This window comes from Streptomyces avidinii, from assembly GCF_045161815.1.
Lineage (GTDB): Bacteria > Actinomycetota > Actinomycetes > Streptomycetales > Streptomycetaceae > Streptomyces > Streptomyces avidinii.
Genome location: NZ_CP108863.1, coordinates 4,982,888 through 5,008,015, shown reverse-complemented (window position 1 = coordinate 5,008,015; position 25,128 = coordinate 4,982,888). Strand labels below are relative to the sequence as shown.

At 73.2% G+C, this 25,128-nt stretch carries 21 protein-coding genes; 7 read left to right on the top strand and 14 right to left on the bottom strand.

Annotated elements, in window-relative coordinates:
- Positions 1-8 precede the first annotated feature (8 nt).
- On the top strand, positions 9-1,298 hold the full coding sequence (locus OG373_RS22495; protein ID WP_405439923.1) for an ABC transporter substrate-binding protein: 1,290 nt from the start codon (positions 9-11) through the stop codon (positions 1,296-1,298).
- Positions 1,299-1,347: 49 nt separating this feature from the next.
- On the opposite strand, the gene OG373_RS22490 is transcribed toward OG373_RS22495, so the two are convergent.
- From OG373_RS22490 to OG373_RS22480, 3 genes are all read right to left on the bottom strand, one after another.
- Complete coding sequence (locus tag OG373_RS22490; protein WP_405439921.1) at positions 1,348-1,704, bottom strand: hypothetical protein; 357 nt, start codon at positions 1,702-1,704, stop codon at positions 1,348-1,350.
- Between the two features lie 92 nt (positions 1,705-1,796).
- Complete coding sequence (locus OG373_RS22485) at positions 1,797-3,044, bottom strand: hypothetical protein (RefSeq protein ID WP_405439920.1); 1,248 nt, start codon at positions 3,042-3,044, stop codon at positions 1,797-1,799.
- 185 nt (positions 3,045-3,229) lie between these two features.
- Positions 3,230-4,609: a transcriptional regulator gene (locus OG373_RS22480; RefSeq protein WP_405439919.1), complete on the bottom strand. Its 1,380-nt coding sequence runs from the start codon at positions 4,607-4,609 to the stop codon at positions 3,230-3,232.
- Between the two features lie 222 nt (positions 4,610-4,831).
- Here OG373_RS22480 and OG373_RS22475 point away from each other — a divergent pair, with 222 nt between their 5' ends.
- The 3 genes from OG373_RS22475 (at position 4,832) to OG373_RS22465 (ending at position 8,221) form a co-directional block, all read left to right on the top strand.
- Positions 4,832-5,512, top strand: a complete 681-nt coding sequence (locus OG373_RS22475) for a bifunctional DNA primase/polymerase (protein ID WP_405439918.1) — start codon at positions 4,832-4,834, stop codon at positions 5,510-5,512.
- Between the two features lie 139 nt (positions 5,513-5,651).
- Positions 5,652-6,494, top strand: a complete 843-nt coding sequence (locus tag OG373_RS22470) for an ABC transporter ATP-binding protein (protein WP_397739322.1) — start codon at positions 5,652-5,654, stop codon at positions 6,492-6,494.
- Complete coding sequence (locus OG373_RS22465) at positions 6,491-8,221, top strand: transporter (RefSeq protein ID WP_405439917.1); 1,731 nt, start codon at positions 6,491-6,493, stop codon at positions 8,219-8,221. Before OG373_RS22470 ends, OG373_RS22465 begins: the two co-directional genes overlap by 4 nt.
- 177 nt (positions 8,222-8,398) lie before the next feature.
- On the opposite strand, the gene OG373_RS22460 is transcribed toward OG373_RS22465, so the two are convergent.
- Complete coding sequence (locus tag OG373_RS22460; protein WP_405439916.1) at positions 8,399-9,268, bottom strand: alpha/beta fold hydrolase; 870 nt, start codon at positions 9,266-9,268, stop codon at positions 8,399-8,401.
- Positions 9,269-9,634: 366 nt separating this feature from the next.
- Positions 9,635-10,327 carry a metal-dependent transcriptional regulator gene (locus tag OG373_RS22455; RefSeq protein WP_030390665.1) on the bottom strand — a complete coding sequence of 231 codons (693 nt, stop codon included), beginning with the start codon at positions 10,325-10,327 and terminating at the stop codon, positions 9,635-9,637.
- A 257-nt stretch (positions 10,328-10,584) separates the two neighbouring features.
- On the opposite strand from OG373_RS22455, the gene OG373_RS22450 reads away from it, so the two are divergent.
- A complete protein-coding gene (locus OG373_RS22450; protein WP_397739316.1) occupies positions 10,585-11,340 on the top strand; it encodes an SIS domain-containing protein in 756 nt (251 codons plus the stop codon).
- Positions 11,341-11,358: 18 nt separating this feature from the next.
- Here the strand turns inward: OG373_RS22450 and OG373_RS22445 are convergent, their stop codons facing one another.
- A complete protein-coding gene (locus tag OG373_RS22445) occupies positions 11,359-12,687 on the bottom strand; it encodes a PAS domain-containing protein (RefSeq protein WP_405439915.1) in 1,329 nt (442 codons plus the stop codon).
- 854 nt (positions 12,688-13,541) lie between these two features.
- Positions 13,542-14,204, bottom strand: a complete 663-nt coding sequence (gene pdxH / locus OG373_RS22440) for a pyridoxamine 5'-phosphate oxidase (RefSeq protein WP_397739312.1) — start codon at positions 14,202-14,204, stop codon at positions 13,542-13,544.
- Positions 14,205-14,404: 200 nt separating this feature from the next.
- Between pdxH and OG373_RS22435 the strand changes: the two genes are divergently transcribed.
- Complete coding sequence (locus OG373_RS22435) at positions 14,405-15,511, top strand: citrate synthase 2 (protein WP_030009579.1); 1,107 nt, start codon at positions 14,405-14,407, stop codon at positions 15,509-15,511.
- A gap of 69 nt (positions 15,512-15,580) precedes the next feature.
- On the opposite strand, the gene OG373_RS22430 is transcribed toward OG373_RS22435, so the two are convergent.
- On the bottom strand, positions 15,581-16,204 hold the full coding sequence (locus OG373_RS22430) for a TetR/AcrR family transcriptional regulator (protein WP_405439914.1): 624 nt from the start codon (positions 16,202-16,204) through the stop codon (positions 15,581-15,583).
- Positions 16,192-16,929 carry an enoyl-CoA hydratase family protein gene (locus OG373_RS22425; RefSeq protein WP_397739308.1) on the bottom strand — a complete coding sequence of 246 codons (738 nt, stop codon included), beginning with the start codon at positions 16,927-16,929 and terminating at the stop codon, positions 16,192-16,194. Before OG373_RS22425 ends, OG373_RS22430 begins: the two co-directional genes overlap by 13 nt.
- A gap of 190 nt (positions 16,930-17,119) precedes the next feature.
- Between OG373_RS22425 and OG373_RS22420 the strand changes: the two genes are divergently transcribed.
- Entirely contained in the window at positions 17,120-17,677 is a 558-nt protein-coding gene (locus OG373_RS22420) for a hypothetical protein (protein ID WP_405439913.1), read from the top strand.
- 114 nt (positions 17,678-17,791) lie between these two features.
- On the opposite strand, the gene OG373_RS22415 is transcribed toward OG373_RS22420, so the two are convergent.
- The 5 genes from OG373_RS22415 to OG373_RS22395 form a co-directional block, all read right to left on the bottom strand.
- Positions 17,792-18,952 carry an acyl-CoA dehydrogenase family protein gene (locus OG373_RS22415; RefSeq protein ID WP_405439912.1) on the bottom strand — a complete coding sequence of 387 codons (1,161 nt, stop codon included), beginning with the start codon at positions 18,950-18,952 and terminating at the stop codon, positions 17,792-17,794.
- Positions 18,949-20,859 (bottom strand): biotin carboxylase N-terminal domain-containing protein, encoded by a 1,911-nt coding sequence (locus OG373_RS22410; RefSeq protein ID WP_405439910.1) that lies wholly within the window; start codon positions 20,857-20,859, stop codon positions 18,949-18,951. The genes OG373_RS22415 and OG373_RS22410 overlap by 4 nt, the downstream gene beginning before the upstream one ends.
- Before the next feature lie 8 nt (positions 20,860-20,867).
- Positions 20,868-22,466, bottom strand: coding sequence for an acyl-CoA carboxylase subunit beta (locus tag OG373_RS22405; RefSeq protein WP_397736840.1), 1,599 nt, complete (start codon positions 22,464-22,466; stop codon positions 20,868-20,870).
- Complete coding sequence (locus tag OG373_RS22400; RefSeq protein ID WP_405444154.1) at positions 22,463-24,106, bottom strand: acyclic terpene utilization AtuA family protein; 1,644 nt, start codon at positions 24,104-24,106, stop codon at positions 22,463-22,465. Before OG373_RS22400 ends, OG373_RS22405 begins: the two co-directional genes overlap by 4 nt.
- Before the next feature lie 68 nt (positions 24,107-24,174).
- The gene (locus OG373_RS22395; RefSeq protein WP_405439908.1) at positions 24,175-24,987 is read right to left on the bottom strand and encodes a TIGR03084 family metal-binding protein; all 813 of its coding nucleotides are present in this window, start codon (positions 24,985-24,987) and stop codon (positions 24,175-24,177) included.
- Between the last annotated feature and the right edge of the window lie 141 nt (positions 24,988-25,128).

Below are 25,128 nucleotides of genomic sequence, written 5' to 3'. Positions count from 1 at the left end.
GCGTGGACATGACCGACTCGCGGCGCGACGCATCCCCCTCCCGCATCCTCGTGGCCACGGTGATGGGTGCATGTCTCATCGCCGGGTGCGGGGCCCTGCCCGGCGGCCCGGGGGGCTCCGGGAAGACCATCACCGTCATGACGTTCGCCCCGGAAAACACCAAGGCGACCAACATGCCTGGTATGACCGGCATGGCCAAGGCCTATGAGCGCTGGGTGAACTCCAAGGGCGGGATCAACGGTTACAAACTGCGCGTACTGACCTGCAACGAGAAGAACACGCCCACCGGCGCCGCCGACTGCGCCCGCAAGGCCGTCGCCGAGAAGGCCGTCGCCGTCGTCGGCTCCTACAGCCAGCACGGGCGCGCCTTCATGGCCCCGCTGGAGGCGGAGGGCATCCCCTTCATCGGCGGCTACGGAGTCTCCTCCGAGGAGTTCCAGTCCCCCCTGTCCTACCCGGTGAACGGCGGCCAGTCCGTCCTGATCGCCGGCGCCGGCCACCAGCTGGGACGCGCCTGCGACCAGGTCGCACTGGTCCGGCCCGACACCATCGCGGGCGACACGCTGCCGGTGCTGCTCAACGCCGGACTGCGGGCCAACAAGATGGCCGACGCCGCCGACATCCGGGCCGCCGAGGACTCCGCGGACTTCGGACCGCAGGCCCGCGAGGCCCTCACGCACACCAGCGGCACCGGCAAGGAGAAGGAGAAGGAGAAGGGCTGCGTCACCGCCGTCCTCGGCGAGCGCACCGAGACCTTCTTCGACGCCTTCCGCCGGACCGACGCCCAGCGCAAGAAGCCGCAGATCTCCTCCGTGCTGGGCAGTGTCAGCCAGTCCCTGGTGGACCGCACGGGCGGCAAGGAGAGCCCCTTCGAGGGCGCGTACCTGACCAGCTGGTACCCGGTCTCCTCCGACCCCGTCTGGGAGCCCATGCGCAAGGTGGTCGCCGACTTCGCCTTCGGTGACGACACCGTCGACCCCGACGACAGCGGCGCGCAGACCACCTGGATCGCCTACACCGTCTTCGGTGAGGTGCTGAAGCGCCTCAAGGAGGACGAGGCCGTCACCGCCCGCATGGTCAAGCGGTCGCTGAACGAGGCCCAGCCGATCAGGACCGGCGGCCTCACCCCCGACCTGAGCTGGCGCTACCAGGACATGCGCGCCGTCGCCGGCTTCCCCCGCATCGTCAACGGCCAGGTCACCTTCCAGATCGTGCAGGCCGGACGGGTCGTGGCCCAGCCCGGCGAGCAGTCCCTGGACATGACCCCGACCCTGGAGCAGGCCCCGCGCACGGCCTGAGCCCCGTCCGGTCCCGTCCGGACCCCGCCCGGACCCCGTCGGCCGCCGTTCAGCCTTTTTCGTAGTACTCCGCGCGGGGCCTCTGGTGGCCCCCCGGAACCTCGGTGCCGTCCGGGAAGGTGACGGTGGCGAAGCACGAGGCGGCCCACACCTGGATGCGCTCCGGCTCGTGGGCCGTCTCGAAGGGCCGGTCGCTCCAGTGCCCGTACGAGGTCACGATGAAGCTCTCGCCGGGCAGGAGCCAGTAGTCCTGCCCGAAGGGCTCCAGCCACAGCTCCAGGAGCCCCGTCCCGGCGTTCTCGACGAGCATCGGAACGGGGTTCCCCAGCCTCTGGATGCCCTCCATGCTGAAGTCCCCGTCGATCGCGGCCATGTTCCGGCTCAGGGGCTCCGTGATCTGCGCCATGCTCACGCCCTCCGGCTCCGGGCCCTGCCCCGAGGAGCCGCCGGGTCGCGGATCCCCACCGCCGAACAGCCGGCCCCACACGGCGCGCCTCGTCACAGCTGGGACTTGTCGCGCTTGGTGAGGCCGTACTTGGTCGCGATCGAGTTCCACAGGGTCGCGGCGGACTCCTTGGCCTTCGTCGCCTCGCCGCTGGACTTGTTGCCGTCGGCGGCGTTCTTGGTGGCCTTGGCCTTGCCGTCCTTGCACTTGTCGTCGTCGACGTCGTCCGCCCAGGCCGCGTAGCTGTTGTCGGCGTCCGCGGAGGACTGCCAGGCCTTCGTGAGGGACGCGGAGAGCTTGGCGTGGTCCGGGAGCCGGTCCAGCTTCAGCTCCTGGAGGCGGGTGACGAGCTCCTCGCGCTGGCGGGCCGCGTCGCGCAGGTCGGCGGCCGCCTGGTCGAGGTTGTTGCAGCCCTTGATGTCCTCCACGGCCTTGATCACCGCGGCCCGGCTGTCGTTGCTGTCCGCGAGGAGCTTGTCCAGCTGGACGGCCTGCGGGCGGGCCGGGTCCACGGGAGCCTCGCCACCGGGGGCCGCGGAGCCGCCGCTCGCGGTCGGGGTGCCGGCGACCGCGCCGGGGTCGTTGTTCTGCGGCTTGCCGTCGGCGAGCAGCGAACCGACGCCGAGCCCGACGACGGCCAGGCCGATGACCACCGCGCCGATGATCGCGGGCGAGACCCGGCGCGCGGGCTCCGGGGGCGGCGGGGGCGGGGCGTACTGCTGCTGAGGCGGCGGCTGCTGGTACTGCGGTTGTTGCGGCTGCGGCGGGCGTGGCTGCTGGGGCCGCCGCGGCTGCTGCCGCAGCACGGGCTCCTGGACGGGCGGCAGGTGCTGGGTCTGCCCGGCGGCGTCGTCGCCGCGGAAGAGCCCGTCGAACCCCTCGACGGCGGGAACCGGCGGTATGTACTGCGTCGCCGCCTCCTCGTGCGCGGGAACGGCCGGCACGGGCGGGATGTACTGGGTCGCGGCCTCGTCGTGCGCGGGGGCCGCGGGCACCGGCGGGATGTACTGCGTCGCCGCCTCCTCGTGCGCGGCGGCGGCCGGCACGGGCGGGATGTACTGGGTCGCGGCCTCGGGCAGCGGCGGGTAGCCGTAGCCGTGCGGAGCCCCCGGACCCTCGTAGCCGGGCCCGACCACGTGCCCGGGCTCGCCCTCCGGGGCGGGATAGGCCTGCGGGTACCCGTACGCGGCCCCGGGGTGCGGTGGCTGCGGCTGCTCCGGGTACGCCGGATATCCGGACGCCGGGTCCGGACCCCACGGGGCACCCGGCTGGGGGGCGCCCCCTTGTCCGCTCTGCGTCACCGGGACTCCTTCTCCGACTCGCCCGACCCTACGGAACCGTCGGGCCACGCTACCCCGTCACGCACCGCCACCGTGAGAGCACCCCGAACCCGGTCCACCCGGCCCACGCCGTGCACCCGGTCCCCCCGGTCCGGCCCCGTCGGCGTTCGGGGCGCGCGGTCCGGGGCGTCGCCCCGGCCGCAGGCCTACGCCGTCACCTCCGGCCGCGCCGCGAACTCCCGCACCGCCGCCTCCTCCCGGTACGGCTCCAGCCGGGCCCGGAAGTCGTCCAGGTACTCCACCCCCCGGTTCGAGCGGAGCCCCTCCAGCAGCTCCGCCGCCTTCGTCGCCGTCTGGCAGGCCTGTTCCACCTCCCGCTGCTGCACCTGCGCCGCCGCCAGCAGCAGCAGCCCGATGGCCCGGCGGCGCTCCTTGCCCGCCGGGAGACCCCGTAGCGCCTCCTCCGCCCGCCGGGCCGCCGCGTCCGCCTGGCCCAGATCGCGGTGGCAGTGCGCCAGCTCGTCCGCGAGGTACGCCGTGTCGAAGTGGCGGATCCACACCGGGTCGTCGTCCGACTCAGGCTCCGCCCGCTCCAGCGCGCTCACCGCCCGCCCGGACAGCACCGCCGTCGCCCGGGTGTCCCCGAGCAGCGCGTGCCCGCGCGCCTCGGCGGCGTAGAACATGGCCTCGACCCGCGGTGTGACCTGCCCCCGCGTCCCCTCCTGGGCGGCCCGCGCCAGCTGCGCGATCTCCCGCGGGTTGCCCAGTTCGGCCGCGAGGTGGCTCATGGACGCCGCGAGCACGTAGCCCCCGTACGCCCGGTCCCCCGCGGCCTGGGCGAGGCGCAGCGCCTGGATGTAGTAGCGCTGGGCCAGGCCGGGCTGGCCCGTGTCCACCGCCATGTAGCCGGCGAGCTCGGTCAGCCGGGCCACCGCCGCGAACAGGGCCCGCCCGACGGGTTCCCGGTACGAGCCGCCGATCAGCCCGGACACCACCGAGTTGAGGTAGTGCACGACCACCGGCCGGACGTGCCCGCTGCCGAAGCGGTGGTCGAGGTCCTTGAGGGCCTCGGTGGTCGCCCGGACCGCCTCGACGTCCGGCATGCCGACCCGCGAGCCGCCGCTGCGGGCGACCTGGGTGTCGGCCCCGGTGATCAGCCAGTCGCGGCTCGGCTCGACGAGCGCGGAGGCGGCCACGCTGGAGCCCGCGAGGAAGTCGCGGCGGCCGACGTCGCTGCGCCACAGCTCGCAGACCTGCTCGATGGCGCCGATGACGGTCGGGGAGAACTGCAGGCCGACGCCGGAGGCGAGGTTCTTCCCGTTGGCCATGCCGATCTCGTCGATGGTGACGGTCCGGCCGAGCTTGCGCCCGAGCGCCTCGGCGATGATTCCGGGGGCCCGGCCGCGCGGCTGCTGGCCGCGCAGCCACCGGGCCACGGAGGTCTTGTCGTAGCGGAGATCGAGGCCGTGCTCGGCCCCGCACATGTTCACGCGCCGGGCGAGCCCGGCGTTGGAGCACCCGGCTTCCTGGATGAGCGCCTGCAGCCGTTCGTTCGGCTGGCGGGCGACGAGAGGCCTGGCTGCCATGAAAACCCCCTGCTGACCGCGGGTGATCCGTTGGAATGATCACTTCCCGCCTGATGTGCGGAGAATCTTCCGCTCTGCGTCGTGTCGCTACCCAACTCCGGCGCCCCGGCCTCCTACGCGCCCCCACGCGTGCATCAGTGCGCCCCGTATGCAGGATCGATGCTCCGCCCGCCCCTTGGTTTACGCCCGTAACCCCGGGTGACCCGGGCAGTTGTGATGGGCGTGGAAGAGACCATCACAGTCACGGAGACCGCACCCATCCCCAAGCAGCGCGGCGAGCAGCTGCTGGACCATGCCGTGCGGTACGCGGAAGAACGGCACTGGGATGTCTTCGCCGGCACCTGGTTGGAGCCCGCAGACGGCCGCGAGGTGTGCTCCTGCGGGGCGGCGGACTGCCCGGCGCCCGGCGCGCACCCGGCGGTGAAGGACTGGGCGGCGCAGGCCACCGGCAGCGCGGTACAGGTCCGGCGGATCTGGGCGAAGCACCCGCAGGCCTCGATCCTGCTGCCGACCGGCCGGACCTTCGACGCGCTGGACGTGCCCGACTCGGCCGGATTCCTCGCGCTGGCCCGCCTGGAGCGGATGGAGCGCACCCTCGGCCCGGTCACCCTCACGCCCGACCACCGGATGCTGTTCTTCGTCCTGCCGGGCGCCGGCGTCAAGGTGCCCGACCTCGTGCGCAAGCTGGGCTGGCCGCCGGCCACGATCGACCTGGTCGCGCGCGGCGAGGGCGAGTACGTGGCGGCGCCGCCCACCCGCTTCGGCGGCCGCGGCTCGGTCCAGTGGGCGCGGCGGCCCACGCCGGCGAACCGCTGGCTGCCGGACACGGAGGAGCTGATCGACGCGCTCGCGTACGCCTGCGGGAGCGAGGCCGCGGCGGACCGGAAGCGGCGCCAGGACTGAGGCACCGACGTGACAACCCGCCCCGCCGGGCCTGCGATCCGGGGCGAAAACTGATGACATAAGTAACTGCTCAGGCCTCTCCCCCTCCTCCTATGGTGAAGAAGGAACGACCAACGGGGACGTAATGAGAGGCAGGCGCATGCCGGACCAGGGCGATGCGACGGGTGGGACGAACGGAACGGGTGGCGCGCGGTCCGCGCCGCCCGCCGTGCGGGTGGAAGGTCTGTGGAAGCGGTTCGGCGACCAGGTGGCCGTCGCCGGAATCGATCTGGAACTGCCCGCGGGCCGGTTCATCGGCCTGGTGGGCCCCAACGGCGCGGGCAAGACGACCACGCTGTCGATGGTGACCGGGCTGCTGCGTCCGGACATGGGACGGGTCCACGTCGCGGGGCACGACGTGTGGGCGGACCCGACCGAGGTGAAGGCCCGGATCGGCGTACTGCCCGAGGGACTGCGGCTCTTCGAGCGGCTGTCGGGGCGCGAACTGCTCGGCTACATGGGCCGGATGCGCGGGCTGCCGGGCGAGGAGACCGACAAGCGGGCGACGCAGCTGCTGGAGGTCCTCGACCTGGCGGGTTCGCAGCACAAGCTGGTCGTGGACTACTCGACCGGTATGCGCAAGAAGATCGGCCTGGCGGCGGCGCTGCTGCACAACCCCGAAGTGCTCTTCCTGGACGAGCCGTTCGAGGGCGTCGACCCGGTGTCGGCGCAGACCATCCGCGGGGTGCTGGAGCGCTACACCGCTTCCGGCGCCACCGTCATCTTCTCCTCGCACGTGATGGAGCTCGTCGAGTCGCTGTGCGACTGGGTGGCCGTGATGGCCGCCGGACGCATCCGCGCCGCGGGCCCGCTGGCCGAGGTACGGGGCTCCGCGCCCTCCCTGCAGGCCGCCTTCCTCGAACTGGTCGGAGCGCACGGGCGCCACGCGGCCGGGGACTCGCTGGAGTGGCTCGGCGGCGGCTCCGGGGCGGGATCGCGATGACCTCGCCCGCCGGCCCGGCCGCCGATCCGGCCGCCATAGCGACCACACCCTCCACGTCGAGCACCGCAAGCGTCGCCGGGGGCGCCGGGGGCGCCGGGAGCGCCGGGAGCGCCGGGAGCGCCGCGGCCTCTTCCCTCGCGGCCGTCCCGCTGACCCAGATCTTCGTCCGCCTGAAGCTGTCGCTTCTGCGCAACGGCCTGAAGGGCTCGTCGAAGCGCAAGGCCGCCTACTTCTCGTCGCTCGCCTTCGCCCTCGTCGTCGGCTTCTTCGTGACGCTCGGCCTGGCCCTGCTGCACGGCAACGTCCACGCGGGCACCGTCGTCGTCCTGCTGGCCGCGCTCCTGGCCCTCGGCTGGGCCTTCATGCCGCTGTTCTTCCCCACCGGGGACGAGACGCTCGACCCGAGCCGGCTGGTGATGCTGCCGCTGCGGCCGCGGCCGCTGGTACGGGCTCTGCTCGCCTCCTCGCTGGTCGGCATCGGGCCGCTGTTCACGCTGTGCCTGGCCGTGGGCTCCGTACTGGCCGTCGCGCGCGGCGCCGCCGGCGCGGTGGCCGCGGTGGTGGCCGCGCCCCTGCTCGTCCTCGGCTGCGTGACCCTCGCGCGGGCCGTGGCCACGGCCAACGTCCGGCTGCTGAGCAGCCGCAAGGGGCGTGACCTGGCGATCCTCAGCGGTCTGCTGATCGCGGTGGGCGGCCAGCTGGTCAACTTCGGCAGCCAGCGCCTGTTCCAGGCGGGCGGCCTCGCCGCGCTGGAGCCCGTCGAGGCCGTGGTGCGCTGGCTGCCGCCGGCGACCGCCATCGGCATGGTGGACTCCGCGAGCGAGGGCGCGTACGGGGTGGCGGCCGCCCAACTGGCCCTGACCGTCGCCGCCGTGACCGCCCTCCTGTGGTTCTGGGAGCGGAGCCTGACCCGGCTGATGGTCACCCCGGACGGCTCGACCATCGCAGCCGCCCGGCCGACGAAGGACCGTGGCGCGGGCGGCGTGTGGTCCCTGCTGCCCGCCGGCCGGACGGGCGCGGCCGTGCAGCGCACCCTGCGCTACGCCGTCCGCGACCCGAAGACCAAGGCCGCCTGGGTGACCGCGCTGGCGATCGGCATGATCATCCCGGTCTTCAACGCCCTCCAGGGCACGGGATCCGTCTACCTCGCCTGCTTCGGCGCGAGCATGCTCGGCATGCAGATGTACAACCAGTTCGGGCAGGACACCTCGGCCTTCTGGATGGTCGCGCAGACCATCTCGAACACGCGTGACGCCTACGTGGAGCTGCGCGCCCGGGCCGTCGCACTGGGCCTGGTCACCGTCCCGTTCACGGTCCTCGTCACCGTGGTCACGGCCGCCGTCATCGGCGACTGGTCGGCCTTCCCCGCAGCCACGGGCCTGTCCCTGGCCCTGCTGGGCTCGATGCTCTGCACCGGGGCGCTGGCCTCCGCCCGCTTCCCGTACTCCATCCCGTCGGACGGCGCCTTCAAGAACGTCGTCCCGGGGCAGGCCGGGCTCGCCTGGGCGGGCATCTTCGGCGGGCTGCTGGTCTCGGCGGTGATCTCCGCCCCGGTCATCGCCCTGACGATCTGGCTCAACGCGGCCGACCACCGGGCCATCTCCTGGATCGTGCTGCCGGTGGGCGTGGCCTGGGGCGCCCTGGCCACCTGGGCGGGCCTGCGGCTCTCGGCCCCGACGGTGGCGCGCAAGCTGCCGGAGATCCTGTCGGCGGTCAGCAAGGGCTGACCGCCGATCACCGACCACCGGCCGTACCCGATCGGGCCGGCCTCCTTTCCCTTGCGGGAGAGGAGGCCGGCCCGTTCTCGTGGGTCCGGCGCCGGGCGGGACCACTGGTGTCGGTGGGCGGTGGGCCGGACCGGCGCGGCCGCGGAGCCCGTGAGGACGACGGCGTGCCGGGGCGTGTCAGGGGGCTTCGGCCTTGATCCCGTCGAGGAAGGGTTCCACGACGGCGCGCCAGGCCGTCGGCTGGTCGTAGTGGAGGTAGTGACCGGCGTCGGGGATTTCCGCGTACTGGCCCGCCGGGAGGACGCGGACCATCTCCTGGGCCTCGGCCCGGCCCAGTTCGCCGTCGAGACCGCGGACCACCAGGGTCGGGCAGCGGACCTGGGCCAGCTCCTCCCAGTGCGCGTCGTGGACCCAGGTCTCACGGGCCGTGAGCATCTGGCGGCGGGAGAAGAGCGGGCGCCAGCCGTCCGGCGCCTCGTGCATGACCTCGGCGAAGAAGGCGCCGCGGCCGGGATCGGGCCGCTCCACCCGGGGGTCGTCCTCGCCGAACCAGCGGCGGGCCGCGTCCTGGGTGGGGAAGGGCAGCGGCCAGTGGTGGAACCAGTCCTCCCACTCCTCCTGGGAGGCCGCGCCCAGGGCGGAGGCACGCATGTCACAGATGACGAGGGCTTCGACGAGATCGGGGCGGCGGGCGGCGAGCTGCCAGGCCGTCAGGGCGCCCATGGAGTGGCCGATCAGGGTGACGGGGGCGAGACCGAGCTGCTCGACGGCGGTCTCGGCGTCGGCCACGAAGGCCTCGCGGCCCAGGGAGGTCGGGGTGTCGGCGGGCGGTCGGCCGCTCTGGCCGTGTCCGCGCTGGTCCAGGGCCACGACGCGGTGGCGCTCGCGGAGCCAGCGGGCGGTGCCGGCCCAGTGGAAGGCGCGGCCCATCAGGCCGTGCAGTAACAGCACCCCGGGGCGGGGGTCGGGCTCGGCCCCTGCTTCGCGGAACTCCCAGGCGGCCAGGCGCACACCCTCGGCCCCTGTCACATCGACGCGCTGTACCACCGCAGATGCACCCCCTTCGCTCCCCGCCAGACTATCGAACCCGTATTCGAAAACGGGTTTCTCGCCCACAACACCGCTCTTTCGAGTGACCTTGCTCAAGGATTGGCCGCCGCTGCCGATGGAGATCCTTTCAACAGGGAGGCGGGCCGCTCGGGGAAGACGGTCCGAGGGGACGACCTTGAGAGCTCGGGGCTCCGGGTCACAAGGGGAGGACCGGTCCCGGCGCCGAAAGGCGCCGGGACCGACCACACCAAGAGCTGATCACCGGTACGGGTCGGGCCCCGAAGGGCCACGGCTCGTGCAAACGCATCCACCGGAGGAGTCCGCGCCGGCCCGGCCGCCGAAGCGAACGCCGACGCACCGAGGTCAGCGCTTCGCCACGAACACGTGCGAGGCGACCTCCACGTCCAGCTCGGCCGCCTCGCCGCCACTGCCGACCAGAACACCGCCGGGCGACTCGGTCACACTCACCACCGAGCCGGGCTGTACCCCCGCCCGCCGGAGCGTATACATCAACTGGGCATCCGTCTGGATCGGCTCACCGATCCGCCGGACGACCACGGTCTTGCCCTCGGTCCCCGGGTCGAGCTCGGACAGGCTGACCATGCCGTCCTCCAGGAACGGGTCCGCCTCGGCCTTCTCACCCAGCTCCTCCAGCCCCGGGATCGGGTTCCCGTACGGCGACTCGGTCGGGTGACGCAGCAGCTCCAGCACCCGCCGCTCCACCGCCTCGCTCATCACGTGCTCCCAACGGCAGGCCTCCGCGTGCACCTGCTCCCACTCCAGGCCGATGACATCGACGAGCAGGCACTCCGCGAGCCGGTGCTTGCGCATGACACGCGTGGCCAGCCGTCGTCCCTCCTCCGTCAGCTCGAGATGCCGGTCGCTGGCGACGGCCACCAGGCCGTCCCGCTCCATTCGCGCCACCGTCTGGCTCACCGTCGGGCCGCTCTGGTCGAGCCGCTCCGCGATACGGGCGCGCATGGGGACCACGCCTTCCTCTTCCAGCTCGAGGATGGTGCGGAGATACATCTCCGTGGTATCGATCAGTCCGGACATTCGTGCCCCTCGGATTGCGTGCGCTGGCCCTGCCCCCAATTCTGACGCATCGGGCCGACAACCGTCCCGTGCCGACGGTCAAGACCGCTCCCGGACATCTCCCGGACACCCCCGCGAAGATCGCCCCGGGATGTCCCGGGCGCGCGACCGGGGCTTTCGGCCCGGGATTGACGTTCGTATTGACACGCCCTTGGTCCAGACCGCACGGTGAGCGGCGGACACGGACGCTCCCCCACCTCTGGAAGGGCCATCGGCGTATGAGCGAGAGCAAGCTGGCCGGTCAGTTCTTCGATGCCGCCATCGGTCTGCTGGAGCGCGTACGGGACGAGGAGGCCCCGCGGATCGCGGAGGCCGGCGCCCTCGTCGCCGACGCGGTCGCCGCCGGCAACCGGCTCTTCGCCTTCGGCGCCGGGCACTCCTCGCTGCCCGCCCAGGACGTGGTCTACCGGGCCGGCGGCCTGGCCCTGATGAACTTCCTCGCCGTCCCCGGCACCGCCGGCATCGACGTCATGCCCGCGACCCTCGGCAGCGCCCTGGAACGGGTCGACGGACTGGCCGGCGCCGTGCTCGACAGCAGCCCCGCCTCCGACGGCGACGTCCTCGTGATCATCTCCCTCTCCGGGCGCAACGCGCTGCCCGTCGAGATGGCGATGAACGCCCGCGCGATCGGCCTCAAGGTCATCGGGGTGACCTCGGTGGCGTACGCGACCGGGACGAAGTCGCGGCACGTCTCCGGCACGTTCCTGAAGGACCACTGCGACGTCGTCCTCGACAGCAAGATCGCGGTCGGCGACGCCGAGCTGACCCTCGACGGCATCGACGCACCCTTCGCCCCCGCCTCCACCGTCGTGACCAGCGCGATCATGCAGGCGGTCATGGCGGCGGCGGCCGGCGAACTCGCCGCCCGCGGGGTGGAGCCCCCGCTGCTGCGCTCGGGCAACGTCGACGGCGGCCACGAGTGGAACGGCCGCGTGATGCAGCAGTACGGCGACCGGATCTTCTTCCGGCACTGAGCCATTGGGGAAGGCGTCCTAGGAAGGCGTCCTGTCCGGGCCGACGGGACCTGCCGCCAGGTCCAGGTCGGCCGCCACCCGGGCCGCTACCTCCTCCGCGTACGCCGCGTCCGCGCGCTCGAAGGGCGCACGCGAGGGCCCGCGCACGAAGGTCAGCGCCCCCAGGGTCCGCCCCCGGCTCCGCAGCACCGTGCACAGCACGTGCGCCGCGCCCTCGGGCCACTGGCGGGCCCGCGCCCACTGCGCGTCCGGCTCCCCGCGCGGCGCGCTGGTCCGCACCGAGCCGATCCGGTCCAGGGCCTGGAGCGCCGGATGCCCGGCCGCGTACCGGACGGGGATCGACCCGGGCCCCGGCAGCACCGGCGGCGAGGCGGCCGACCGTACGAGCCTTCGCCGCTCGGGGTCGACCGAGGGGTCCAGCACGTCCAGCAGCGCCTGCTCTGCGAAGCCGGCGAGGGCGAAGTCCAGCCGTACGGCGGCGGCCTCGGCCGGATCCTCGCACTCGGCGGCGGCCCTCCCCGCCCGGTGGAGCTGGTGCGAGCGGAACCTGAGCTGCGCGGTGTCCAACTGCTCCTGACGGGCCTCGGTGACGTCCTGGAACAGCCAGCCGACGCCCAGCGGTACGGGCTCCTCCGCGAGCGGCGAGGCCAGCCGCAGGAACCCGCACCGCCAGCACCTGCGCCGCACCCCCTCCGGAGTGCGCACCGACACCCACAGCTCGACGGGCGCGGGCGGGGCCCCCTCGGCGAGCACGTGCTGGAGCGCGCCCTCCAGCTCCTCGACGCCCTGGGTCAGCAGTTCCCCGAGCGGCCTGCCGAGCAGCGCGGTGCGGCCGGTCCCGAAGGCCTGCGCGGCGTGCGCGTTGACCACGGCGGGGCGGAGATCGACGTCGACCAGGACGACACCCCACGAGGCGTCGTCCATGAGGGCCTCGCTGAGGGCGATGGAGCGTTCCAGGTCGATCTGGGCGTGCACCTCGCTGAACGCGCAGTACACCCCGGCGGGTTTCCCGTCCGCGCCCGGCACTCCGGCGGACTGGGTCCGTACGAGGACGCGCCCGCCGTCCTTGGTCAGCAGCGCGAACTCGTGCACCTGGCGGCCGGGCACGTGCTGGGCGGCCATCAGCCGGTCCTGGACGTCGTGCGCGTCGGCGGCCCGTACCGCCCACCCCTCGAAGCCCTTGCGTCCCACGGCCTCGGTGGCACTCCAGCCCAGGATCCGCTCGGCCTCACGGTTCCAGTGGGTGATCACCCCGTCGGAGTCGAACGCGCACAGCGCGGCGTCCATCCCGTCCAACAAGGCTGCGAGCAGATCGTCGGCGGTCTCGCTACGTCCGTAGGCACTCACCTGGCACCCCCTGCAGGTGTTCGCGTGTGCGGCACGTCAGATCATTGAACTGCAACGTGACCCAGCCCACACTGCATTCGGGGAAATCGACGTGCCCCCTGCACCTGGGAAGGCACGACCGGAACGCCCACACGTTCGAGTGACCTCTCCCCATCGTCCACACCTCGCAATGCCGGGCGCCGGTGTGGAACATGGGCGAGGGGAGACCGGCGCTCGATGCCCTGGCCACCGGAGTCTTCGACCACGCGCGAGGGGACGCCCTCGTCCGGGTACCCGCGCAGATCCTGGTGGTGGCGTCGACGGGGCGTGGTTCGTACGCCAGGACCACCCCTGACCGCTTCGGGTTCCCCCGCTTGCAGCGGCCGCGCGGCAAGGTCCACCACGGGTACTCGACCGGGGACCTGGTAGCGGCCGTCGTGCCCAAGGGAAAGCGGGCCGGCAGCTGGGTGGGACGCGTCGCGGTCCGGACCAGTGGTCAGCATCGGATCACGACGTTGACCAGCCGCTTTGATGTCTCCCACCGGAATTTGCGGCTACTCCAGCGAGCCGATGGATACAGCTACGGATTCACCGACGAAATTCGATTGAGCGGACGGCACAGGCCTGCCTAGAGTGGACACACACTGAAAGGAGGTGATCCCGGAAATGTATGAACTCCGGACGCGTGAGGTGACTGCGGGCTAAGCGCCCGTCGTCGCACGCACCCAGTGCGGTGCCCGGCGGGATCGCCAGGCGCCAATCCCAAGCAGTCACCCGACCCGCGGGCTCGCCGGTACGTCCGGCCGGCTTCTCTCACTGCAGGAGAGAAACCAGAGCCCGCGGGTCGCCTGCGTTTGCCGCCCGGCGCGGCACGGCTACGGGCAGAGGCGCTCGACGCGCCACTTCTCCCCGTCCAGGACGTAGCGCAGGCGGTCGTGCAGGCGGTTCTCGTGGCCCTGCCAGAACTCCATCGCCTCCGGGAACACGCGCAGGCCGCCCCACTCCGGGGGGACAGGCACCTGCTCGCCCTCCGGGTAGCGGGCCTCCAGCTCGGCGTAGCGGCGGTCCAGCTCGCCCCGGGAGTCGATCACGCTGGACTGCTCGCTCGCCCAGGCGCCCAGCTGCGAGCCGTGCGGACGGGAGCGGAAGTACGCCGCCGTCTCGTCGCGGCCGATCCGGGCCGCCGTACCGGTGACGATCACCTGGCGGGCGATGGGGTGCCAGGGGAAGAGCAGCGCGACATGCGGGTTCTCGGCCAGCTCGCGGCCCTTGCGGGAGGCGTAATTGGTGAAGAAGACGAAGCCCCGGCCGTCGAACTGCTTCATCAGCACGGTCCGCGAGCTGGGCCGTCCGTCGGGGGTGGCCGTCGATACGACCATGGCGTTCGGTTCGAAGAGGCGGGAGTCGGCGGCCTGCTGGAACCAGAGGGCGAACTGGTCCATCGGATTCTCGGTGAGGCTCCGCTCGTCGACGATCTCCGAGCGGTACTGCTTGCGCATCGTGGCGGGGTCAATGTCCTGATCGGTCACGCTGGCCATCCTGCCCCAGCAGGACCCGTCACGGTGTGCCGTATGTCACGCTTCCGCAGTCGGGGCGGAACGGCCAAAATCTTGGGGCCGGTCCGAAGGTCCCCAAGCGGGTGACCAACGGCCGTGCCGGGCATCAACGGGGATGACCGCGCCGGACCGCGAGTCACGCCGGGAGCCGCGCGTGTTCGCACTATCTGAGGAGCCGCCTGATGTCCGACTTCGTACCCGGGCTCGAAGGGGTCGTCGCGTTCGAGACGGAGATCGCCGAACCCGACAAGGAAGGCGGGTCGCTCCGCTACCGGGGCGTCGACATCGAAGACCTCGTCGGCCACGTCTCCTTCGGGAACGTCTGGGGCCTGCTGGTCGACGGTGCCTTCAACCCCGGCCTGCCGGCCGCCGAGCCCTTCCCCATTCCGGTCCACTCCGGTGACATCCGTGTCGACGTGCAGTCCGCGCTGGCCATGCTCGCCCCCGTGTGGGGCCTGAAGCCGCTGCTGGACATCGACGTGCAGACCGCCCGCGACGACCTCGCGCGCGCGGCCGTGATGGCACTGTCGTACGTCGCCCAGTCCGCCCGCGGCCAGGGCCTGCCCATGGTGCCGCAGCGGGAGATCGACAAGGCCGAGTCCGTGGTCGAGCGGTTCATGATCCGCTGGCGGGGCGAGCCCGACCCGCGGCACGTCAAGGCCGTCGACGCGTACTGGACCTCCGCCGCCGAGCACGGCATGAACGCCTCCACCTTCACCGCGCGGGTGATCGCGTCGACCGGCGCGGACGTCGCCGCGGCACTCTCCGGCGCGGTCGGCGCCATGTCGGGGCCGCTGCACGGCGGAGCACCGTCCCGCGTGCTCGGCATGATCGAGGAGATCGAGCGCACCGGCGACGCCGTGGCGTACGTGAAGAAGGCCCTGGACAAGGGCGAGCGGCTGATGGGCTTCGGGCACCGCGTCTACCGCGCCGAGGACCCGCGCGCCCGCGTGCTGCGGCGCACGGCCAAGGAGCTGGACGCGCCGCGCTACGAGGTGGCCGCCGCGCTGGAGAAGGCCGCGCTGGAGGAGCTGCACGCGCGCCGTCCCGATCGGGTCCTCGCCACGAACGTGGAGTTCTGGGCCGCGATCATGCTGGACTTCGCCGAGGTCCCGGCGCACATGTTCACCTCGATGTTCAGCTGCGCCCGTACCGCCGGCTGGTCGGCGCACATCCTGGAGCAGAAGCGCACGGGCCGCCTGGTGCGGCCGTCGGCCCGCTACATCGGGCCGGGGCGGCGCAACCCGCAGGAGATCGAGGGCTACGCGGACATCGCCGAGACCGCGTAGCGGCCCCGGTCGTGTCCTTGGGCGCCGTATCCCGCTCGCGGGGTGCGGCGCCCTTCTCGTTACCGCGCTTCAGCCCAGGCTCGCGTCGAGGATGCGGGACCACTGGGCCACCACCCGGGCCCGGCGGGCCGTGTCGTCGGTGAGCACGTTGGCCAGGCCCAGGCCCCGCGCCATGTCCAGCAGCCCCTGCACGGTCTCCCGTACGCCCGGCACCGACTCGTCCGCGCCCAGCAGCTCGACCGCGATCCGATGGGTCTCGCGGCCGACCCGGGCCTCCAGCTCGGTGACCTGCGGGCGCAGCTGCTCCTCGTTGGAGGCGGCCGCCCACAGCTGGAGCGCGGCCCGGAAGAGCGCGCCGGTGTACAGGTCGACGAGCGCCTCCACGACGGCCGGGCGGGCGGCCGGGCCGGCGTGGAAGAGGTCGCGCAGGGCGGTGGAGCGTTCCTCGGCGACGTACTCGACGGCCGCGGTGAACAGGTCCTCGCGGGTGGGGAAATGGTGCTGGGCGGCGCCGCGCGAGACCCCGGCCCGTTCGGCGACGACCGAGACGGTCGAACCGGCCCAGCCGTGCTCCGCCAGGCAGGACACGGCCGCCTCGAGGAGGTGGCGGCGGGTGACGCGGCTGCGCGCCTGCTTGGGGCCCTGCGTGGGGCCCTGCTTGGAGCCCTGCTTGGGGCCGGTCACAGCGACCATGAGGGTTCCCGGCGCTCGAAGCGGGCGGTGATGCCCTCGCGGGCCTCGGCGGAGGCGAACAGTCCTGCGGACAGCTCGGTGAGACGGGAGCCGTCGCGGGCGAGGGCCTCGCGTACGGCGGCGGCCGTCAGCGCCTTGGTCGCGGCCAGCCCCTGCGGGGAGGCCTTGCGCAGGCCGGCGAGTACGGGCTCCAGGGCGGCGTCCACGTCCTCGGCGGCCAGGGTGAGCAGGCCGATGCGGGCCGCTTCGGCGGAGTCGAAGGCCTCGGCGGTCAGGAAGTAGCGGGCGGCGGCCCGCGGGTCGAGGCGCGGCAGCAGGGGCATGGAGATCACCGCCGGGGCGAGGCCCAGGTGGGTCTCGGTGAAGGCGTACGAGGACTGCGGTCCGGCGGCGGCGATGTCGCAGACGCCGAGCAGGCCGAGGCCGCCGGCGCGTACGTGGCCGGTGACGCGGGCGACGACGGGCTTGGGCAGCTCGGCGGTCTCGCGGAGCAGGGCCACGAAGTCTGCGGGATCGCAGGGGGACTTGAGGTCGGCCCCGGCGCAGAAGGTATTGCCGGTGTGGGTGAGGACAACGGCGCGGACGGCGGGGTCCGCGGCGGCGGTGGCCAGGGCGGTGCGGAGTTCTGCGACGAGGTCGGCGGAGAGGGCGTTGCGGTTGCCCGGGGAGTCCAGGGTGAGGGTGGCGATGCCGGTCGCCTGGGCGGCGTGCACGAGTGGGGCCATGTCTCCTCCGGAGCGGTGTGCGGTGGGGTTCTCCCCGGCAGACCCGGGCGGGGTCCCTCCGGGAGGGTACGCGTTGCCCTGCGGGCGGTTTGGCGGTATTCGGGGGCAGCACCCCCACGGGGTGCCCTGCGGGCGGCTCGGGGGGTGGGCCGGTGCCCCGCACGGTCTCCTCGACCCGTACCCCTGCGGGGTGCTCGGCGGTGTCCTGGTGTGGGTCGGTGCCCCGCACCAGGGTCTCCTCGACCCGTACCCCTGCGGGGTGCTCGGCGGTGTCCTGGTGTGGGTCGGTGCCCCGCACCAGGGTCTCCTCGACCCGTACCCCTGCGGGGTGCTCGGCGGTGTCCTGGTGTGGGTCGGTGCCCCGCACCAGGGTCTCCTCGACCCGTACCCCTGCGGGGTGCTCGGCGGTGTCCTGGTGTGGGTCGGTGCCCCGCACGAGGGTCTCCTCGGCTCGGCGCGCGCGGGCACGGTCCAGCCGTACGGGGTGGTCGCGCCTCGTCCTGCGGGGACCCTCCTGCGTGTCCCCGCCCCACGCCCGGGCTTCGGCAGTACTGGGCATCCCCGACACCGCGGCTGGGACGGCGGAGGGGAGTGGGGACGTGCCGGGGTGTCCCCGCAGGACGAGGCGCGACCACCCCGAGCATCCCCGAGATGCCCGCGCGCGCCGAGCCGAGGAGACACCCCGGCACGGCCCCACGCACCGACCCCCGCCGACCCCGCCGCACCATCCAGCCTCGCCGGCGATTGAGGCGCGGGTCCGGGCAGCGCCCGGCACACGACGCGAGCCGCACACCGAGCCGCCCGCAGGGCAACCCGCGGGTCCGGGCAGCGCACGGCACACGGCCGCGACTGCCCCGGGGGGTCAGTACGACTTGGGGAGGCCGAGGGTTTGGTGGGAGATGAAGTTGAGGATCATCTCGCGGCTGACCGGGGCGATGCGGGCCACGCGGGAGGCGGTGATGAGGGAGGCGAGGCCGTACTCGCGGGTGAGGCCGTTGCCGCCGAGGGTGTGGACGGCCTGGTCCACGGCCCGCACGCACGCCTCCCCTGCCGCGTACTTCGCCATGTTCGCCGCCTCGCCCGCCCCCATGTCGTCCCCCGCGTCGTACAGGCGGGCAGCCTTCTGCATCATCAGGCGGGCCAGTTCCAGCTCGATGTGCGCCTGGGCCAGCGGGTGGGCCACGGCCTGGTGCGCGCCGATGGGGCTCTTCCACACCTGGCGGGTCTTCGCGTAGTCCACGGCCTTGGCCAGGGCGTGGCGGCCCATCCCGATGGCGAAGGCGGCCGTCATGATCCGCTCGGGGTTGAGTCCGGCGAACAGCTGGAGCAGGCCCGCGTCCTCGTCGCCGACCAGGGCGGACCCGGGCAGGCGGACGTCGTCCAGGGTGAGCTCGAACTGCTTCTCCGCCGCCTGCAGTTCCATGTCTATGACGGTGCGGCCGAAGCCGGGTGCGTCGCGGGGCACGATGAACAGGCAGGGCTTGAGGCTGCCCGTGCGGGCGTCCTCGGTGCGGCCGACGATGAGGGTGGCGTCGGCGATGTCGACGCCGGAGATGAAGACCTTGCGGCCGGTGAGGATCCAGTCGTCGCCGTCGCGGCGGGCCGTGGTGGTGATCCGGTGGGAGTTGGATCCGGCGTCGGGTTCGGTGATGCCGAAGGCCATGGTGCGGCTGCCGTCGGCGAGGCCGGGCAGCCAGGCCTCCTTCTGGGCGTCGGTGCCGAAGCGGGCGATGACCGTGCCGCAGATGGCGGGCGAGACGACCATCATGAGGAGGGGACAGCCCGCGGCCCCGAGTTCTTCCAGGACGATGGACAGTTCGGCGATGCCGCCGCCTCCGCCGCCGTACTCCTCGGGAAGGTTGACCCCGAGGTAGCCGAGCTTCGCGGCGTCGGCCCACAGCTCGTCGGGGTGGCCGCCTTCGCGGGCGACGCGGGCGAGGTACTCGCGGCCGTAGCGCCGGCCGAGCGCGGCGACGGCGGTGCGCAGGGCCTGGTGTTCTTCGGTTTCGATGACGGGGCTCATGCTTGCGGTTCCTCCTGGACTACGGCGAGCAGGGCGCCGAATTCGACCTGTTGGCCGGTGGCGACGTGGAGCGCGGTGAGCGTGCCGGAGGCCGGAGCGAGGATGCGGTGCTCCATCTTCATGGCCTCCAGCCAGAGCAGGGGCTGGCCGGCGGTGACGGGGCTGCCGGGGGCCAGGCCCTCGGCGATGCGGACGACGGTGCCGGGCATGGGGGCGAGCAGGGAGCCCGGTTCCGTGCGGTCCTGGGGGTCCGGGAAGCGGGGAACGGGGGTGAAGGTATGGGCGCCGAGCGCGGAGTCCACGTAGATCTCGGTCTTGTTCGAATTTTGTTTCACGTGGAACGCCCGTCGGATTCCCTCGACTTCGAGGGTGACGAGGGTGGGGGTGGCGGCCACGACCCGGATCCCGGGGTGGTTCACCGGGTGGTACTGGACCTCGTGCTCGACGCCGGCGGACCGGTAGCGGCGGGTGTGCGGCTGGGAGCGGACGTTGCGCCAGCCGCCGAGGCGGGCGGCGAGGGGGGCGTCCGGAGTGGGGGCGGCTTCGGCGAGGGCGGCGGCGAGGGCCGCTGCGGTGGCGTCCGGGGCGCCGCCGGTGAGGGTGTCGAGGTGGCGTTCGTAGAAGCCGGTGTCGAGTTGTCCGGCGGTGAACTCCGTGTGCCGCAGGGAGCGTACGAGGAGTTCGCGGTTGGTGGTGAGACCGTGGATGCGGGCTCCGGCGAGGGCGTGGGCGAGGGCGCGGACGGCCTCGGCGCGGGTGGGGGCGTGGGCGACGACCTTGGCGAGCATGGGGTCGTAGTGGATGCCGACGGTGTCCCCGTCGGTGAAGCCGGTGTCGACGCGGACCTCGCCGGGGATGGCGAGGGTGTGCAGGGCGCCGGTCTGCGGGCGCCAGTCCTGGGCCGGGTCCTCGGCGTAGAGGCGGGCCTCGACGGCGTGGCCGGTGGGCTGCGGGGGCTCCGGGCGCAGGGCCGCGCCCTCGGCGATGCGCAGCTGGAGCGCGACGAGGTCGAGGTCGAAGACGGCTTCGGTGACGGGGTGTTCGACCTGGAGGCGGGTGTTCATCTCCAGGAAGTACGGGCGGCCGTCGGCGGTGACGAGGAACTCGACGGTGCCCGCGCCCCGGTAGGAGACGGCTCGGGCGGCGGCGACGGCGGCTTCGTGGAGGGTGGTGCGCAGGGCTTCGGACAGGCCCGGGGCGGGGGCTTCCTCGATGACCTTCTGGTGGCGGCGCTGGAGGGAGCAGTCGCGGGTGCCGAGCGCCCAGACGGTGCCGTGGGCGTCGGCGAGGATCTGCACCTCGACGTGGCGGCCGCGTTCCACGTAGGGCTCGGCGAAGACCTCGCCGTCGCCGAAGGCCGAGCGGGCCTCGGCGACGGCCGCGTCGAGGGCTTCCCCCAACTGGTCGAGGTCGCGGACCACGCGCATGCCGCGGCCACCGCCGCCGGCCGCGGCCTTGAGGAGCAGGGGCAGGTCGGCGGGGGTGGCGGCGGCCGGGTCGACGGGGTCGAGGAGCGGTACTGCGGCGGCGCGCATCAGTTCCTTGGCCCGGGTCTTGGAGGCCATGGCCTCGATGGCCTCGGGGGGCGGGCCGATCCAGGTCAGGCCGGCGGCCAGGACCTCGCGGGCGAAGTCGGCGTTCTCGGAGAGGAAGCCGTAGCCGGGGTGCACGGCGTCGGCGCCCGCGGCGAGGGCGGCCTTGATGATCAGGTCGCCGCGCAGGTAGGTGTCGGCGGGGGCCGCGCCGGGCAGGCGTACGGCCGCGTCGGCGTCGCGGACGTGCAGGGCGTCGGCGTCGGGGTCGGAGTGGACGGCGACGGTGGCCAGGCCCAGGGCGCGGGCGGTGCGGAAGATCCGGACGGCGATCTCGCCGCGGTTGGCGACGAGGAGGGAGGTCAGGTTCGTCATGTGCGGGCTCACATCCGGAAGACGCCGAAGCCGCCACGGGCGCCCTCGACGGGGGCGTTGTGGACGGCCGACAGGCACAGGCCGAGGACGGTACGGGTGTCGCGCGGGTCGATGACCCCGTCGTCGTACAGCCGCCCGGACAGGAACATCGGCAGGGACTCTGACTCGATCTGGGCCTCCACGAAGGCGCGCATCCCGGCGTCGGCCTCTTCGTCGTACGGCTGCCCCTTGGCGGCGGCGGACTGCCGGGACACGATGGAGAGCACGCCGGCCAGCTGCTGGGGGCCCATGACGGCGGACTTGGCGCTGGGCCACGCGAAGAGGAAGCGGGGCTCGTAGGCGCGGCCGCACATGCCGTAGTGGCCGGCGCCGTAGCTGGCGCCGATGAGCACGGACAGGTGCGGGACCTTGGAGTTGGCGACCGCGTTGATCATCATCGAGCCGTGTTTGATGATGCCGCCCTGCTCGTACTCCTTGCCGACCATGTAGCCGGTGGTGTTGTGGAGGAAGACGAGGGGGATGTCGCGCTGGTTGGCGAGCTGGATGAACTGGGCGGCCTTCTGGGACTCGGCGCTGAACAGCACGCCCTGCGCGTTGGCGAGGATGCCGACCGGGTAGCCGTGCAGGGTGGCCCAGCCGGTGACGAGGCTGGGGCCGTAGAGGGGCTTGAACTCGTCGAAGTCGGAGGCGTCGACGATCCGGGCGATGACTTCGCGCGGGTCGAAGGGGGTCTTGAGGTCGGGCGGGACGATGCCGAGGAGTTCCTCGGGGTCGTGGAGGGGTTCCTCGGCGCGGGGCGGGTCCGCGTGCGGCTTGCGGTGGCTCAGCCGGGCGACGACGCGGCGGGCCCGGCGGATGGCGTCGTACTCGTCGAGGGCGTAGTAGTCGGCGAGTCCGGAGGTGCGGGCGTGCATGTCGGCCCCGCCGAGGGACTCGTCGTCGCTCTCCTCGCCGGTGGCCATCTTGACCAGGGGCGGACCACCGAGGAACACCTTGGAACGGTCCTTGATCATGATGGTGTGGTCGGACATGCCGGGGATGTACGCGCCTCCGGCGGTGGAGTTGCCGAAGACGACGGCGACGGTCGGGATGCCCTCGGCCGAGAGCCGGGTGAGGTCGCGGAAGATCGCGCCGCCCGGGATGAAGATCTCCTTCTGGGAGGGCAGGTCGGCGCCGCCGGACTCCACGAGGCTGATGCAGGGGAGGCGGTTCTGCCGGGCGATCTCGTTGGCCCGCAGCGCCTTCTTCAGCGTCCAGGGGTTGGAGGCGCCGCCGCGGACGGTGGGGTCGTTGGCGGTGACCAGGCACTCGACGCCCTCGACGGTGCCGATGCCGGTGACCATGGAGGCGCCGACGGGGTAGTCGCTGCCCCACGCGGCGAGCGGGGACAGCTCCAGGAACGGGGTGTCCGGGTCGAGGAGCAGCTCGATGCGCTCGCGCGCCAGGAGCTTGCCGCGGGCCCGGTGTCGGGCCGTGTACTTCTCGCCGCCGCCCGCGAGGGCCTTGGCGTGTTCGGTGTCGAGGGCGGCGAGGCGCTCCAGCGCTGCGTTACGGGCCTGCGCGTGCTCGGGGGCGTGCGGGTCGACGGTGGTGCCGAGGCGGGTCATGGGGTGGCCTCCGGGGCCGGGAGGAGAGCGACGGGGATGTCGAGGTGGCGGGCGCGGAGCCATTCGCCGAGGGCCTTGGCCTGGGGGTCGAAGCGGTGGCCGGAGGCGACGCCGTCGCCGAGGATGCCGGTGACGGTGAAGTTGAGGGCCCTCAGGTGCGGGAGTTCGTGCCGGGTGACGGGGAGGTCTCGGGTCTCCGGGAGCAGCTCCTGGAACACCTCGGCGGTGAGGGTGCGGTGCAGCCACTCCCAGGCGGGCTCGGTCTCGACCCAGACGCCGACGTTGGCGTCGCCGCCCTTGTCGCCGCTGCGGGCCCCGGCCACTGCGCCGAGGGGGGCGCGGGTGGTGGGCCCGGAGACCCGCGATCTTCCCGAACCGGGGCTCCGCCCCGGACTCCGCGCCTCGAACGCCGGCGGGGCGGAGTCCCGGGATGCAGCGGGCACCGGTACGCGGGTGCCGTCCGGGAGGACCGCCATGTGCGGCACCTCGTCCGCCGGGGCGGGGGTGGACGTGAAGACGCCGTAGGGCTGCGCCGGGCCGGGTGGGGCGGTGACGTGGAAGCCCGGGTAGCTGCCGAGGGCGAGTTCGATCGCCGCCGAGGTCAGGGCGCGGCCCACCCGGTCCGGGGACGGGTCGCGGACCACCAGTCGCAGCAGGGCGGAAGCCGTCTCCTGCGTGTCGGCGTCCTCGTGGTCGGTACGGGCCAGGGTCCAGGTGGCATCGGCCACCCCATCCAACACGTCGGCGAGTTGGGTGCGGACGAGGTCCGCCTTCGCCTCGATGTCCAGGCCGGTCAGGACGAAGACGACCTCGTTGCGCCAGCCGCCGATCCGGGTGACGCCCACCTTGAGGGTGGGCGGCGGGGCCTCCCCGCGCACGCCCGAGATCCGTACGCGGTCGGCGCCCTCGTCGGTCAGCCGGACGGTGTCCAGGCGGGTGGTCACGTCGGGGCCGAGGTACCGGACGCCCTGGGTCTCGTAGAGGAGTTGGGCGGTGACGGTGCCCGTGGTGACGGCGCCGCCCGTGCCCGGGTGCTTGGTGATGACCGCCGAGCCGTCCTCGGCGATCTCCGCGAGCGGGAAGCCGGGGCGGCGGACGTCGTGCCGGGCGAAGAAGGAGTAGTTGCCGCCGGTGGCCTGCGTTCCGCACTCCAGGACGTGGCCCGCGGCCACCGCCCCCGCCAGCCGGTCGTGGTCGCCGGGGTCCCAGTCGAACCACCAGGCCGCCGGGCCGCTGACCAGCGCCGCGTCCGTGACCCGGCCGGTCACCACCACGTCCGCCCCGGCGCGCAGGCAGGCCGTGATCCCGGCGCCCCCGAGATACGCGTTGGCCGTCAGGGCCCCGTCCACCTGCGCGGTGAGGTCGTCGCCCTCGACGTGGGCGACCCGCACCGGGACCCCGGTCTTCGCCGCCAGGGCCCGTACCGCGTCGGCGAGTCCGGCCGGGTTGAGGCCGCCGGCGTTCGCGACGATCCGTACGCCCCGCTCGTGCGCGAGCCCGAGCCCCTCCTCCAGCTGGCGCAGGAAGGTCTTGGCGTAGCCGAGTTCCGGGTTCTTCAGGCGGTCGCGGCCCAGGATCAGCATCGTGAGCTCGGCCAGGTAGTCCCCGGTCAGCACGTCCAGCGGGCCACCGGTGAGCATCTCGCGCAGGGCGTCGGAGCGGTCCCCGTAGAAGCCCGAGGCGTTGCCGATGACCAGTGGGCGCCGGGTCACCGGGAGGCCGCCGGTTCCCGGCCGGGCCCCGCGGGGCCGGCGAAGGCCTGGGCGATGTCCAGCCAGCGGTCCGCGTCGGGGCCGGTCGCGGTGAGGTCGAGGTCGGCGCGGTGGGCGCGCTGGGTGACCAGCAGGCAGAAGTCGAGCGCGGGGCCGGTGATCCGCTGCGGGGCGTCCGGCGGGCCGTACGTCCACATCTGCGGGCCGTCGGGGGCCGTCAGCTCCACCCGGAACTCCTCGGTGGGGGCGGGCAGGGCGCGTACGGCGTAGGCGTAGTCGCGGGCCCGTACGCCGATCCGCGCGACGTGCCGCAGCCGCGCGGTCGGGGTGCGGCGCACGCCGAGCGCGTCGGCGACGTCCTGGCCGTGCGCCCAGGTCTCCATCAGCCGGGCGCTGGCCATCGAGGCGGCCTTCATGGGCGGCCCGTACCAGGGGAAGCGGGTGTCGGGCGAGGCCGCGGCCAGTGCCGCGTCGAGGGCGCCGCGCGTGGCCCGCCAGCGGGCGAGCAGCTCGGCGGGCGCCAGTTCCGCGCCTTCGCGGGCGCCCTCGTCGACGAAGGTGTCGGGGGCCTTCAGGGCTTCCTCGACCATGCGTCCGAAGCCGGTGGCGTCGGTGAGGGAGAGCAGCGAGGCCCGGTCGGTCCAGTGCAGGTGGGCGATCTGGTGGGCGACGGTCCAGCCGGGCGCCGGGGTGGGCCGGGCCCAGTCGGGAGCGGCCGACTCGCTGACGAGGGAGTCCAGTTCATGACCCTCTTCGCGCAGGTCTGCGAAGACGGCGACGGCTGCGCGGGCGGCGGACGGATCGGGCACGGTGCGCTCCCCTTCTCGGCGTGAGGGGAACACTGGCAGCACCCACCAAAACAATCAAGCATGCTTGCATGATTTTTTCCGGTGTCGGCACCTTCCCGCCACGCGCACCAAATCGGCACAGCCGAAAGGCAGTTGCTTCCC